The sequence below is a fragment of the Streptomyces sp. SAI-127 genome (assembly GCF_029894425.1).
Lineage (GTDB): Bacteria > Actinomycetota > Actinomycetes > Streptomycetales > Streptomycetaceae > Streptomyces.
Genome location: NZ_JARXYJ010000001.1, coordinates 8,974,665 through 8,988,852, shown reverse-complemented (window position 1 = coordinate 8,988,852; position 14,188 = coordinate 8,974,665). Strand labels below are relative to the sequence as shown.

The 14,188-nt window shown below is 70.8% G+C and carries 11 protein-coding genes; 6 read left to right on the top strand and 5 right to left on the bottom strand.

What is annotated here, in order from left to right; all coding sequences use genetic code 11:
* Positions 1-19: 19 nt before the first annotated feature.
* From M2157_RS41300 to M2157_RS41290, 3 genes are all read right to left on the bottom strand, one after another.
* The gene (locus tag M2157_RS41300) at positions 20-1,375 is read right to left on the bottom strand and encodes a cation:dicarboxylase symporter family transporter (RefSeq protein ID WP_280856013.1); all 1,356 of its coding nucleotides are present in this window, start codon (positions 1,373-1,375) and stop codon (positions 20-22) included.
* Between the two features lie 169 nt (positions 1,376-1,544).
* Positions 1,545-3,164, bottom strand: coding sequence for a peptide-N4-asparagine amidase (locus tag M2157_RS41295; RefSeq protein ID WP_280867698.1), 1,620 nt, complete (start codon positions 3,162-3,164; stop codon positions 1,545-1,547).
* Positions 3,165-3,220: 56 nt separating this feature from the next.
* Positions 3,221-3,946 carry a L,D-transpeptidase family protein gene (locus M2157_RS41290; RefSeq protein WP_280867697.1) on the bottom strand — a complete coding sequence of 242 codons (726 nt, stop codon included), beginning with the start codon at positions 3,944-3,946 and terminating at the stop codon, positions 3,221-3,223.
* A 177-nt stretch (positions 3,947-4,123) separates the two neighbouring features.
* Here M2157_RS41290 and M2157_RS41285 point away from each other — a divergent pair, with 177 nt between their 5' ends.
* From M2157_RS41285 to M2157_RS41270, 4 genes are all read left to right on the top strand, one after another.
* Positions 4,124-5,926, top strand: coding sequence for an ABC transporter ATP-binding protein (locus M2157_RS41285; protein ID WP_280867696.1), 1,803 nt, complete (start codon positions 4,124-4,126; stop codon positions 5,924-5,926).
* Positions 5,923-7,704, top strand: coding sequence for an ABC transporter ATP-binding protein (locus tag M2157_RS41280; protein ID WP_280856017.1), 1,782 nt, complete (start codon positions 5,923-5,925; stop codon positions 7,702-7,704). Before M2157_RS41285 ends, M2157_RS41280 begins: the two co-directional genes overlap by 4 nt.
* 330 nt (positions 7,705-8,034) lie before the next feature.
* On the top strand, positions 8,035-8,505 hold the full coding sequence (locus M2157_RS41275; protein ID WP_280856018.1) for a DUF5709 domain-containing protein: 471 nt from the start codon (positions 8,035-8,037) through the stop codon (positions 8,503-8,505).
* Between the two features lie 78 nt (positions 8,506-8,583).
* Positions 8,584-8,844, top strand: a complete 261-nt coding sequence (locus M2157_RS41270) for a type B 50S ribosomal protein L31 (protein WP_062051008.1) — start codon at positions 8,584-8,586, stop codon at positions 8,842-8,844.
* Between the two features lie 23 nt (positions 8,845-8,867).
* Here the strand turns inward: M2157_RS41270 and M2157_RS41265 are convergent, their stop codons facing one another.
* Complete coding sequence (locus tag M2157_RS41265; protein WP_280856019.1) at positions 8,868-9,662, bottom strand: metal-dependent hydrolase; 795 nt, start codon at positions 9,660-9,662, stop codon at positions 8,868-8,870.
* A 145-nt stretch (positions 9,663-9,807) separates the two neighbouring features.
* Between M2157_RS41265 and M2157_RS41260 the strand changes: the two genes are divergently transcribed.
* Complete coding sequence (locus tag M2157_RS41260; RefSeq protein WP_280867695.1) at positions 9,808-12,321, top strand: DEAD/DEAH box helicase; 2,514 nt, start codon at positions 9,808-9,810, stop codon at positions 12,319-12,321.
* A gap of 19 nt (positions 12,322-12,340) precedes the next feature.
* Positions 12,341-13,207, top strand: a complete 867-nt coding sequence (locus M2157_RS41255; RefSeq protein WP_280867694.1) for an acyl-CoA thioesterase II — start codon at positions 12,341-12,343, stop codon at positions 13,205-13,207.
* A 1-nt stretch (position 13,208) separates the two neighbouring features.
* On the opposite strand, the gene M2157_RS41250 is transcribed toward M2157_RS41255, so the two are convergent.
* Complete coding sequence (locus M2157_RS41250; RefSeq protein WP_280867693.1) at positions 13,209-14,093, bottom strand: DUF6397 family protein; 885 nt, start codon at positions 14,091-14,093, stop codon at positions 13,209-13,211.
* Positions 14,094-14,188: the final 95 nt, after the last annotated feature.

The following is a 14,188-nucleotide window of genomic DNA, read 5'->3' as shown; positions in this document are numbered from 1 at the left end:
GGCCTGGTCCGCGGGCGTGTCAACCGACCTCGGAGGCAGGCTCCTTGGCGGGCTCGACCGGCATCGGTTCTTCCGCAACGGTGGGCACGGTCTCGCCGCCCAGCACCTTCTTCGCCCGTTCGATGTCCAGCGCTCCCTCCCAGCGGGAGACCGCGAAGACGGCGACGCAGTTGCCGAGCAGGTTCGTCACGACGCGCATCGAGTCCATGATGCGGTCCACGCCGAGGAGCAGGGCGACGGCCCCGGCGGGGATGGCACCCAGCGAGGACGCCGTGGCGGACAGGGCGAGGAAGGCCGAGCCCGGGATGCCCGCCATGCCCTTGCTGGTCAGCATGAGCACCAGGACCACGGTGATCTGCTGGCTCAGGCTGAGGTCGACGCCCACCGCCTGGGCGATGAACAGCGTGCCGATGGAGAGGTAGAGCGAGGCGCCGTCGAGGTTGAAGGAGTAGCCGGTGGGCAGCACCAGGCCCACCGCGTCGTCGCGGGCGCCGGCCTTGCGCAGCTTCTGCATCACGCGCGGCATGACGGACTCGGTGGACGCGGTGCCGAGCGCGAGGAGCATCTCCTCACGGATGTAGCGCAGGAACTTCCAGAGGCTGAGCCCGGTGACCGCCTTGAGCGCGACGGCGAGCAGCACGATGAACAGCGCGGCGGCCGCGTAGCACAGGACGATCAGCTTGGCGTAGGTCTCGATGACGCCGAGGCCGTACTGGCCGATCAGGACGGCCATCGCGCCGAACACCGCGATCGGCGCGAGGCGCATCACGAAGCCCACGACCGCGAAGATGATCTCCTGGGCCTGCTCGATGGCGGGCAGCACCTGCGGGACCTTGGTGTGGCCGAGGTGCAGCAGCGCGGCGCCGACCAGACAGGCCAGGATGAGCACTTGGAGCAGGGAGTTCTCGGCGAAGGCGCCGATGAAACTGGTGGGCAGCGCGTTGACGATGAACTCGGTCGTCGAGGGAAGGTGCCCGCCGCCCGTCTTGGCGTCGACGGCGGCGGTGTTGAGCGTGGCCGGGTCGACGTGCATCCCCGAGCCGGGCTGGATCACGTTGGCGGCGACCAGACCGATGATCAGCGCGAGGGTGCTGGCGACCTCGAACCAGATCAGCGCCTTGAGCCCGATCCGGCCGAACGCCTTCAGGTCACCGGCCTTGGCGATGCCGACGACGACCACGCAGAACACGAGGGGCGAGATGATCGTCTTGATGAGCCGGGTGAAACCGTCGCCGAGCGGCTGCAGGTCCGAGGCGAAGCCGGGCCACAGCTTTCCGACGAGGACGCCGAGCACGAGCGCGCAGGCGACCTGCGCGAAGAGAGAGGTACGCAGTATGCGTGCGACGCGTCGTGGGGACGGGACGGACGGCGGCACGGGCACTCCTTGAGCGACGGGGGACGCGCAGAAGCATGGGGGATACTTCTGCGATACGGAAAGCGGCTTCCGTGGCGATCACTCTGGAGGGGCCGTTGATCGCGCGCAAGACCGTCGCGTTTCAGCCGCGTAAATCACGCCGCCTGTGACGCATCGCACACAACTCGCCTCAGCAGCCGCTGCGTTCGCCGGTCAGCACCCCCTGGACGGTGGTGAGAGAACGGTCGTAGCAGCCGGCCGAACCGCTGATCCGGTACTGCTCGCTCGTCGTGCCGACCGCGTGCCGCTGGTCGCGCGGGACGTTGATCGTGTACGTGGCGTCGCCCGCGTAGGTGTCGTCGAGCCGAGACCACGCCGTGGGGTGGCCCGCTCGGGTCACCGTGACCTCGGCACGGTCACCGAGGGTCAGCACGGTGCGCAGCCGGTCACCCGCGCCGATGGTGGTGGTGCCGTCCATCGTGTACGTGCGGTGGGCGCGGGTGGTGCGGGCCGGTCCGCGACCGTCGACGGTGACCGACTCGTCGTCCCTCCAGGTCGCCTTGAGCGCGTCGGGGTTCTCGCCGTCGCCCCAGCGGTGGGTGGACGTGTTCGCCAGCGAGCGGCGGACGGTGGTCATGACGCGGCCGTGCGAGGTGTCGACATATCCGGCGACGGTGAGCCGGTGGTCACCCTCGGTGTCCACGCGGTGTTCCGAACCCGGTGTGTACGTCGAGGAGTTGGCGAGGTCGCCGTTCTGGTGCGTGGTGAGCTTCCCGGTGACGTGCGCGCTCTTGGCGTCCTGCCAGACGAGGACGTTCACGGGGGCGCTCCAGCCCGGCTGCCCCTCGGGGACGCCGACGACCGCGACCTCCACGCGGTGCGGGCGCCCGTCGTTGAGGATCCCGGCGAAGGGGGTCAGGTCGTATTCGATCGGCTTGATGTCGAAGGCGCGGGGGCCCGGGACGACGTACCAGAGAAAGGGATTGGACCAGCCACCCGTCCATACGGTCGGGAACGGAGCGGCGATCCCCGCGAGTCGGCCGTCGACCTTGATCTGCACCTCACGGTAGGGGCCGTCGTCGGCCTGGCAGGAGTACGGCGCTGCGGACGGCACCGTCAGGTACCAGTACTCCTCGCAGCCGCCGCCCGAACCGGTGGCGTACACCTCGGCGAGGATGCGCTCGCTGTTGCGCGGGGTGGTGACGGTGTTGTCGTCGAGCGTCAGCACACGGTCCGGCGCCGGGGCCTGTCGCCCCTCGTAGAACGTGAGCGTGACCTTCACGTCGATGATCCCGGTGTACGTGTCGTCGACGACGTTTCCGATGAGCATCTCGACGTCGTGACCGGTACGAAGGGTGTCGCTGTAGCGCGTGACGTCCTTCTCGACGGACCACTGGATACCGTCGGGCGAGGGCTGCGGTGTGGACGTACGGAACACCTCGACCCCGCCGATGTGCAGATACCCGAGCCGGTCGAACTGCCGTCCCCTGACCTTGCCGTCCATGCGCAGCACCACCTTGCTCCAGCGGTCGCCGCAGCCCTCGGGCGGTGTGTAGGTGCCGGTGTACGGGGTGAAATCGCGGAACTGCGCTTCGGCGACCGTGACGTGGCAGGACTTGCCAGAGGGTTTGGCGACGGGTGGTGCCGCGGTGACGGGGTCGTGCCAGTCGGTGCCGAACTCGGCGGGGAGGTCGGCGGATTGGGCCGCCGCGGAGGGATCCTCCGCGGGCTGGGCGGGTGTCGCCCCGAGCAGCGTGCTCGCCAGGAGGGTCGCCCCTGCGAGCATGGACATGACGATCCGTCTCTTCATGGCCGTGTTCTACGGCGAGTCGGGCATCCCCCGCAATGCCGCCTCCCCCGGCGACCTCAGGCCTGCAGGTCCGCCCTGTCCCCCATCACCACCACGGGATGCCGGTCCGGATCGAGCGTGCGCAGCAGATACCGCATCGCCGCCCTGGACACGCTGACACAGGCGGACGTACCACTGCCGTGGTCCATGTGCAGCCAGATGCCGCCGCCCTTGGCGTAACCCTGGGGCCGGGTCTGGTTGTTGGGCGGAGTGCCCTCGATCCGGTTGTAATCGATGGCGATGACGTAGTCGAAGTCGTGCCAGTAGGACCTGGACCACCAGCGTGGGGCCGCGATGGCGGCGGACCTCGTGTACGGCAGCCGGGCCCCGGGGTCCGGAAGCACACCGCCCGCGTCGCTGAGCGTGAACACACCGACGGGGCTGCGTTTGTCGCCCTCGTGGTGGCCGGTGGTCCAGCCCTTCCTGCCGTTGTGCGCGGGCCAGCTGCGGACACGGTCCCAGGCGGAACCGCGCTTGGTGTAGAGCACGACGGTGGCGTCCGCGGAGTCCTTGCCGTCGCCGTAGACCGCGACGACCTGGCGGGAAGCGGCGGGGATGCGGCGCTGGAGGCGGTCGCCGACGCCGGGGACGCGGGTCGGTCCGTCCGCGGGCTTGTCGGCCGCCTTGGTGCGGGTGTTGCCGGTGCCTGCCGGGCCCGGGCCGCCGCACCCTCCCAGGGGGATCAGCAGCGCTCCCAGGAGCATCGTCGTCACCACGGCACGTCGTGCGCCTCCGCCTCGCATCGCTCCATGGTCGCACCGCGGGCAGGGGAAAGCCGATTCCGCGAGCAGCCGGTTCTGTACGGCGCGGCGGAAAACCTGTTGCCTCCGACCACGCTCTGCCGCGACCCTTTCACGGTTTGCAGCCGCCGTGTGCGGCTCCCTCTCACCCCCTGACACGAGCCACTGGACGTCACCGTCATGCAGATCCAAGACCTTCCGTATCCCGACCCGGGTGTGCCCGACGCACGCTCGGGCTCCCGGTTCCTGTGGTGGCTCTTCAGGAACCAACTGGGCGGACAGCTCAAGTCACTTGCCTGGGGACTGCTGCACTTCCTCTCCATCTCCGCGCTGCCCCTCTGCGTCGGCGTGGCCGTCCAGGCGGTCGTCGACCACTCGGGTCGCCGACTCGCCCTCGCCGGCGGCCTGCTGGCGCTGTGCTGCATCGGCAGCGCGCTCGGCGACACCTACCTGCACCGCACCGCGGTCACCAACTGGATCACGGCCGCCGCGCGCGTCCAGCAGCTGCTGGCGCACAAGGCCGCCAACCTGGGCTCGGCGCTGACCCGGCGGGTCGCGGCCGGCGAGGTCGTGGCCGTCTCCACCGGCGACGTCGAGAAGATCGGCTGGTTCGTGGAGGCCTGGTCGCGGTTCACCGCGGCGGCGGTCACCATCGTCGTGGTCTGCGCCGGAATGGTCCTCTACCAGCCGCAGCTCGGCGGGGTGGTCGCCGTGGGCCTGCCGGTCCTGGCCCTCGCGGCGCTGCCGCTGCTGCCCCGGGCGACCCGACGCGCCGACTTCCAGCGCGAGAAGGCCGGCCGCGCCACCGAGCTGGCCTCCGACACCGTCGCCGGTCTGCGGGTGCTGCGCGGCATCGGCGGCGAGGAACTCTTCCTCGACCGCTACCGCAGGGCCTCCCAGGAGGTCCGCCACGCGGCCGTGCGCAGCGCCCGGATGTGGTCACTGATCGCCGCGATCCAGGTACTGCTGCCCGGACTGCTGCTGATCGCCGTCGTCTGGTACGGCGTCCACCTGGCCCGTCAGGGCCGCGTCGAGATCGGCGAACTGGTCGCCGTCTACAGCTCGGTCATGATCCTGTCCTATCCGCTGCGGCACTTCGAGGAGATCGCCATGGCGTACTCCTTCTCCCGGCCCTCGGCGACGCGGGCCGCCCGGGTGCTGTCGCTGGAGCGGGCCATGTCCGCCGAAGGTTCGCGGGACAGGGCCGGGGACGGGGACTCCCTGCCGGCCGGGGATCTGTACGACCCGGCCACCGGTCTGCTCGCCCCTTCCGGCCGGCTCACCGCGGTGGTGTGCGGCGACCCGGACGCGGCGGGGCTGCTGGCCGAGCGCCTCGGCGGGCACCCTTCGGAAGAGGGCACGTCGGTGGTGCTGGGCGGGGTGCCGCTGGACGAGTTGCCGCTCGGATCGGCGCGCACCGCCGTCCTGGTCCAGGACAAGGACCCGGTTCTGCTCTCGGGGACCCTGCGCGAACTGCTCGACGTGCCCGCCTCGGGTGCTGTCGGCGCCGAGGAGGCGCTCGCGGCAGCGCAGTGCGCGGACGTGCTGACCGCCCTGGTCCAGGGGTCCTTGGGCGCCGAGGACCCCATGGACGCGCGCATCACCGAACGCGGGCGGTCCCTGTCGGGCGGCCAGCGCCAGCGGCTCGCCCTGGCCCGTTCCCTGTTCACCGACCCGGAGGTGCTCGTCCTGGACGAGCCGACCTCCGCCGTCGACTCGCACACCGAGGCACGGATCGCACAGGGAGTGCGGGACCTTCGGGCCGGGCGCACGACCGTGGTGTTCACCTCCTCGCCGCTGCTGCTGGACCACGCCGACCGCGTGGTGCTCGTACACGAGGGCGAGGTCGCGGCCGTCGGCGTGCACCGCGAACTGGTGCGCAAGGAACCGCGGTACCGGGCGGTCGTCACCCGCGAGACGGACGAAGAGGCCGCCCTCAACGACGTACTGAACGAACTGGAAGAGATCGAGGAGACCGCATGATCGGCGTGGCGCCACCGGCCTACGATCCGGCGGCACCGACGACGGCGAACACCCTGCCCGTCGGAGCCACCGCGACCGTACGCGCCTACGTGGCCGAACTGTTCCACCGGCACCGCCGCGCCTTCGCGCTCCTCGTCGGCGTCAACACCGTCTCGGTCGTGGCCTCGATGGTCGGGCCCTGGCTGCTCGGTGACCTCGTCGAGCGGGTGTCGGACGGGGCGAAGGAACTCCATCTGGAGCTGACGGCCGGGCTGTTCGTGATCGCCCTGATCATCCAGGCCGTGTTCGTACGAGAGGTGCGACTGCGCGGTTCGATGCTCGGCGAGCGCATGCTGGCCGACCTGCGCGAGGACTTCCTCGTACGGTCGGTCGGCCTGCCGCCGGGCGTCCTGGAGCGGGCCGGGACCGGTGACCTGCTGTCCCGGATCACGACGGACATCGACCGGCTCGGCAACGCGATGCGCGAGGCCGTGCCACAGCTGGCGATCGGCGTGGTGTGGGCGGCCCTGCTCCTCGGCGGGCTCGTGATCACCGCGCCGCCGCTGGCCGCCGCCGTGCTGCTCGCCCTGCCGGTGCTGGTGGCCGGCTGCCGCTGGTACTTCAAGCGGGCGCCGTCCGCCTACCGCTCGGAGGCCGCCGGGTACGCCGCCGTGGCCGCCGCGCTCGCGGAGACCGTGGACGCCGGACGCACCGTCGAGGCGCATCGGCTGAGCGCCCGCCGCATCGAGCTGTCGGAACGCCGGATCAAGGAGTGGACCGCCTGGGAGCGCTACACCCTGTGGCTGCGGTCGGTCCTCTTCCCGTGCATCAACGTCAGCCACGTGATGATCCTTTCGTCGGTGCTGATGGTCGGCGGGGTGTTCGTGCTCCAGGGCTGGATCGGGGTCGGCCAGCTGACGACGGGGGCGCTGATCGCGCAGATGCTCGTCGACCCGGTCGGGCTGATCCTGCGCTGGTACGACGAGCTCCAGGTGGCCCAGGTGTCGCTGGCCCGGCTGGTCGGGGTCCGGGACATCGAGCCTTCCAGTGGAGACGCCGGGCTCGCTCCCGACGGGCGGGACGTGCACGCGGACCGGGTGCACTTCGGCTACGTGGAGGGCGTGGACGTCTTGCGCAAGGTGTCCCTGGAGGTCGCCCCCGGCACGAGGCTGGCGCTGGTCGGCCCCTCGGGTGCCGGCAAGTCCACCCTGGGCCGTCTCCTGGCCGGGATCTACGCGCCCCGGGACGGCCGGATCACCCTCGGCGGCGCGGAACTGTCCCGGATGCCCGCCGAACGCGTCCGTGAGCACGTGGCCCTCGTCAACCAGGAGCACCACGTCTTCGTGGGCTCCCTGCGCGACAACCTCCTGCTCGCCCGGACGGACGCGACGGACGCCGAGCTCTGGGCGGCCCTCGGGGCGGTCGACGCGGACGGATGGGCGGGTGCGCTCGACGACGGTCTGGACACCGAGGTCGGCTCGGGCGGCCTGACCGTCACCCCGGCCCAGGCCCAGCAGGTCGCGCTGGCCCGGCTGGTGCTGGCCGACCCGCACACCCTGGTCCTGGACGAGGCGACGTCGTTGCTGGACCCCCGGGCCGCACGCCACCTGGAACGCTCCCTGGCCCGCGTCCTCGACGGCCGCACCGTGGTCGCCATCGCCCACCGCCTGCACACCGCCCACGACGCGGACGTCATCGCCGTCGTCGAGAACGGCCGCATCAGCGAACTGGGCAGCCATGACGAGCTCGTCGCGGCGGACGGGGCGTATGCGGCGCTGTGGAGGTCGTGGCACGGGTGAGGGGTGTGGGGGTGGGGTGAGGGGTGTGCCGGTGTGCGGGTGGGGGTGGGGTGCGGGTGCCGGGGACGAACGGTCCGACCCACACCCCGCCCCCTCCGACCACCCGCCCGACCCCACCCAGCCCCGCTCCACCGACCGCTCCGGCCGGCGCAGCGGCCCCGTGGCGTTGCGCCGTCCCGAAAGGGAGTGGAAGGCTGGACAGCAGCACCGGCTCTGGGAGCGCCCGCGGACGGCACGGTTCGACGGCGGGCGCGGCAAGTGCCCCGTGAGTCCGTGGCCCGCCCCGGGCCGCGGGAGGACCGGGTCCGTCCCCTTCACCTGGAGGTACCCGTGGACAGCTCCGACGGATGGGGAGACGACGTCTACCAGCCCGACGGCTCCGAGATCCAGGACGACGCGGGTCTGCTCGACGCGGAGGACACCCTGGAGGACGACGGAGTCGACGACCCCCTCGACCGTGGCTGGTCCCCGCCGGAGAGACCGTGGGCGGTGGAGCACAGCGGTGTGACGGCCGCGGAGCGCCGGCAGGGCGAGACGCTGGACCAACGGCTCGCGGAGGAGAGGCCCGACCTCGCGCCGGCCGACGGTGACGGCATCGGCGACTGCGACGGCTCCGACGGCGAGCTCCTGGACAACGAGGTCGGCGCGATGCGCTCCGGCCGTCTCGTGGCCCCCGACGAAGGGGCCCACGAGGACGAGGAGAGCGCGCTGATCGCCACGGACGTGGGCATCGACGGTGCCGCTGCGTCCGCGGAGGAGGCCGCGATGCACATCGTCGACGAGGAGCCCCTGTCCGGCTGACCACCGCGGCCCAGCCACCGGTCCCGCACCGCCCACCGCAGTGCCCACGCCCCGTCCCGCACCGCCGAAGGAGCAGCCATGCAGCAGGACAAGCAGCCCGACTACCACCCGGTCGTCTTCCGTGACCGCTCGGCCGGCTACGCGTTCCTGACCCGGTCCACCGCCACCAGCGACCGGACCATCGAGTGGGACGACGGCGAGACCTACCCGGTGGTGGACGTGGAGATCTCCTCCGAGAGCCACCCCTTCTACACCGGCAAGGCGCGGACGGTGGACTCCGAGGGACGTGTGGCCGCCTTCGAGAGGCGGTACGGAGGCGGGACCGGTCAGGGCAGCTGACGGAGGGATCCGGCGCCCCGGCCTCAGATGAAGTTGAGCGCCGCCGCGCAGCCCACTCCCCCGAGGAGCATGAACACCGGCATCAGCACCTTCAGCTCGACCCAACTGCCCGCCCGGAACCGCATGAACTTCGGCGGGCCGATCGGGTACCAGCGCTTGCGGCCCACCGGGATCGGCCACAGGACCGGGCAGCCGGAGACCGTCAGCGCGTCCCCGATGTCGTGCACGAGCGCGCCCAGCACGACCGGCAGCCCCAGCCACAGGTACTCCTGGCCCGGCTGCGTGAACAGCCAGTCCGAGCCGTTGCCCGGCTTGTCCAGTACACCCGCTATGATCCACGCGCTGGTCGCGGCCAGCAGCCAGACCAGGACGTCGGCGCTGGAGCCCCGGGTCGCCCGCCACAGCAGGCCTTCGATGGCCAGCACCATGTGCACGAACAGGATCGCCAGCACCGCCCAGCGGCCGCCCGTGATCGCCGCCACCGAAGAGCCCGCGCCGATCATCACGGCCCACAGCCAGGTGTGGGTGAGCGTGCGGTGTCCACCGGAACGACGCGGGTCGCCCTGCTTCTTGGTGGCCTTGTAGACGGCGTACGAGAGTTTGTCGACGATCTCGCACAGGCCCCGCGAGACCGGCCCGAAGGCCCGCGAGATCGTGGCCGCCTTGTGGTCGAGGTCGGGAGCGAGCGCGGCGCCCGCGCAGATCAGGGCTCCGGCCAGCAGTACGGGCCACGGCATGGTGTGCCCCGTGGCGGCGGCGGCCGCGCCTACGCCCAGCCAGGCCGCGGCGCCCGACAGCGAGTGTGCTGGTCCCATCATCGGCGTTGCCCGCCCCATTCCTCGTGTGCCACTGTCCAGTTGACCGGCTGCGCTGACGCTCCGTCGGTGACACAGCGTACTGGTCGTGATCTTCCCCCTCGCATCCGATTCCCCCATCGGGCATCCGGGCAGGCAAGATGGGTGGGTGACCCTCATCGATCAGCTGCCGCCGACCGCCGACCCCGATGCCCTCTACGAAGCCTTCGAGTCGTGGGCCGAGGAGCGGGGGCTGACGCTCTACCCCCATCAGGAGGAGGCGCTGATCGAGGTGGTCTCCGGCGCGAACGTGATCGTGTCGACGCCCACCGGCTCCGGCAAGAGCATGATCGCGGCGGGTGCGCACTTCGCCGCGCTCGCCCGTGACGAGGTCACCTTCTACACCGCGCCCATCAAGGCGCTCGTGTCGGAGAAGTTCTTCGAGCTGTGCAAGATGTTCGGCACGGAGAACGTCGGCATGCTGACCGGCGACGCATCCGTCAACGCCGACGCTCCCGTCATCTGCTGCACCGCCGAGGTGCTCGCCTCGATCGCGCTGCGCGACGGCAAGGGCGCGGACGTCGGCCAGGTCGTCATGGACGAGTTCCACTTCTACGCCGAGGCGGACCGCGGCTGGGCCTGGCAGATTCCGATCCTGGAGCTGCCCCAGGCTCAGTTCATCCTGATGTCGGCCACACTCGGCGACGTCTCGATGTTCGAGGAGGACCTGACCCGGCGCACCAACCGGCCGACGTCGGTGGTCCGCTCGGCGACCCGCCCCGTGCCGCTCTCCTACGAGTACAAGCTCAGCCCGCTCACCGAGACCCTCACGGAGCTCCTGGAGACCAAGCAGGCGCCCGTCTACATCGTGCACTTCACGCAGGCGCAGGCGGTGGAGCGGGCGCAGGCGCTGATGAGCATCAACATGTGCTCGCGCGAGGAGAAGGACCAGATCGCCGACCTGATCGGCAACTTCCGCTTCACCACCAAGTTCGGCCGCAACCTCTCCCGTTACGTACGGCACGGCATCGGGGTCCATCACGCCGGCATGCTGCCCAAGTACCGGCGGCTGGTGGAGAAGCTCGCCCAGGCCGGTCTGCTGAAGGTCATCTGCGGCACGGACACGCTCGGCGTCGGCGTCAACGTACCCATCCGCACCGTGCTGTTCACGGCGCTGACCAAGTACGACGGCAACCGCGTCCGCACCCTGCGCGCTCGCGAGTTCCACCAGATCGCGGGCCGCGCGGGCCGGGCCGGCTTCGACACGGCGGGCTTCGTCGTCGCCCAGGCACCCGAGCACGTCGTCGAGAACGAGAAGGCGCTCGCCAAGGCCGGCGACGACCCGAAGAAGCGCCGCAAGGTCGTCCGCAAGAAGGCACCCGAGGGCTTCGTCGGCTGGACGGACAACACCTTCGAGAAGCTGATCGCCTCCGAACCGGAGCCGCTGACGTCCCGCTTCCGCGTCACGCACACGATGCTGCTGTCGGTGATCGCCCGTCCGGGCAACGCCTTCGAGGCGATGCGGCATCTCCTGGAGGACAACCACGAGCCGCGCAAGCAGCAGCTGAAGCACATCCGGCGGGCGATCGCGATCTACCGCTCGCTGCTGGACGGCGGCATCGTCGAGAAGCTCGACGAGCCCGACGCCAGTGGCCGCATCGTCCGCCTCACGGTGGACCTCCAGCAGGACTTCGCGCTCAACCAGCCGCTGTCCACCTTCGCGCTCGCCGCGTTCGAGCTGCTCGACCCCGAGTCGCCGTCCTACGCCCTGGACATGGTTTCCGTCGTGGAGTCCACGCTGGACGACCCCCGCCAGATCCTCGTCGCCCAGCTGAACAAGGCGAAGGGCGAGGCCGTGGCCGCGATGAAGGCGGACGGCGTCGAGTACGAGGAGCGCATGGAACGCCTCCAGGACATCACCTACCCGAAGCCCCTGGAGGAGCTCCTCTTCCACGCGTACGACACCTACCGCAAGAGCCACCCCTGGGTCGGCGACCATCCCCTCTCCCCGAAGTCCGTCATCCGTGACATGTACGAACGGGCCATGTCCTTCACGGAGCTGGTGTCCTTCTACGAGCTGGCGCGCACCGAGGGCATTGTCCTGCGCTACCTCGCAAGTGCCTACAAGACGCTCGACCACAACATCCCGGACGACCTCAAGTCCGAGGATCTGCAGGACCTGATCGAGTGGCTCGGCGAGACGGTCCGCCAGGTCGACTCCAGTCTCCTGGACGAGTGGGAGCAGCTCGCCAACCCCGAGGAGATGACCGCCGAGGAGGCCCAGGAGCGGGCCGACGAGGTCAAGCCGGTCACCACCAACTCGCGCGCCTTCCGCGTCCTGGTCCGCAACGCCCTGTTCCGCCGCGTCGAACTCGCCGCCCTCGACCAGGTCGAGGAGCTCGGCGAGATGGACGCCGAGGCCGGCTGGGACGCCGACGCGTGGGGCGAGGCCATGGACAAGTACTGGGACGAGTACGACGACCTCGGCACCGGACCCGACGCCCGCGGTCCCAAACTGCTGCAGATCGAGGAGGAGCCGCAGAACCGGCTGTGGCGCGTACGGCAGACTTTCGCCGACCCGAACGGCGACCATGACTGGGGCATCAGCGCGGAGATCGACCTCACCGCCTCCGACGCGGAGGGCCGCGCGGTCGTCCGGGTCACCGATGTCGGCCAGCTGTGAGCACAGGAGAATCCCACCCATGACGAACCCGGCCGAGAGGCTCGTCGACCTGCTCGACCTGGAGCAGATCGAGGTCAACATCTTCCGTGGCCGAAGCCCGCACGAGTCCCTCCAGCGGGTCTTCGGCGGCCAGGTGGCGGGCCAGGCGCTGGTCGCCGCCGCCCGCACCACGGACGGCGACCGCCCGGTGCACTCGCTGCACGCGTACTTCCTGCGCCCGGGCCGGCCCGGCGTACCGATCGTGTACCAGGTCGAGCGGGTGCGGGACGGACGGTCGTTCACGACGCGCCGGGTCACCGCCGTGCAGCAGGGCCGCACGATCTTCAATCTCACCGCCTCCTTTCACAAGCCTGAGGAAGGTGCCTTCGAGCACCAGCTGCCGCCTACTCGCAAGGTCCCGCCTCCGGAGTCCCTGCCGACGGTCGGCGACGAGATCCGGGAGCATCTGGGCGAACTGCCCGAGCAGTTGGAGCGGATGGCGCGCCGCCAGCCCTTCGACATCCGGTATGTGGACCGGCTGCGCTGGAGCGCCGAGGAGGTCAAGGACGCCGAGCCGCGCAGCGCGGTGTGGATGCGCGCGGTCGGGCCGCTCGGGGACGACCCGGTCGTGCACACCTGCGCGCTGACCTACGCGAGCGACATGACTCTCCTGGACGCCGTCCGCCTCCCGGTCCAGCCCCTGTGGGGTCCGCGGAGCTTCGACATCGCGTCGCTGGATCACGCCATGTGGTTCCACCGGCCGTTCCGCGCGGACGAGTGGTTCCTGTACGACCAGGAGTCGCCGATCGCGACGGGCGGACGGGGTCTGGCTCGTGGCCGGATCTACGACCTGGAGGGACGTCTGCTGGTGTCGGTCGTCCAGGAAGGGTTGTTCCGGCCGCTGTAGGTCAGGAGCTTCTGCGCCGGAGCCGGCCCAGCAGGCCGCGGGTCGGCTCCTCCTGGGGCGTCGACGAGTCCTGCGGCTGGGTGGAGGCTGTCCGCCGGGCCGTGGGGCGCGGCGCGGGCCGGAACCTCCGTGCGTCCTCCAGGGCGCGGGCCAGGTCGGTCCTGAGCCATTCGATCTCGTCCGGGTGGTCAGCCGTCATGATCTTCTCGATGAGGTGCGCGGCGGGCGATCCCTGCGCGCCCTGGGCCGGTGGTCCCGGCCGGAAGCGGCCCAGATGGGATCGCTCGTAGGGGTCGGGGACGAGCTCCGCGATCTGGACGGGGTCGAGGAAGGCGGCCAGGGCTCCGGCGCTCTCCCAGGGGTCTTCGGCGAGCCGCAGGAGGAATCCGCGGTGGCGCCCCCGCCAGTTACGGGCCCGCAGGTCCACGCCCGCGTCCAGCATGTCGCGCAGCCCTTCGGGCATACGGCGTGCGGTCAGCAGCGGGGTGTTCTCCTCGACTGCCGTGAACTCCTCGAGTTCTTCGGCGAGATACAGCCACACCACGGCGCGGTACCGGTTGAGGTAAAAGCGCACCGGCGAGAACAGGCCCAGGCGGGCCAGGCGGGTGAACCTGCCCGCAGGGACGTCCATGACCTTCGCGCCCTCGGTGGTGCCCACGACCCGCACGCGCTGAAGCAGCGAGTCGGGAAAGCCGTCCGTCGCCCGCAGCCGGTCGATCTCGGAGCGGGTGACGCGTCGGCCCCCGCCTCCTTCGTCGGGCACGGTCCGGATCTGCCCGAGGTGCACCGCGAGGTCGAACTCGCTTCGCTTGAGGCCCAGTTCCCGGGCGGCTCGGCTGGGTGTGTGCGGCTGGTGATGGCGTTGGGTGATCAGGCTGCCCGACATGGTCGCTCTCCCCGTGGAGTCATCGCTCACGCTGTGTGCGCTCGCCGTGACAAAAACCGTAGCCGGTGGGGCGAGATGCGTGGCGAGCCTGTGGA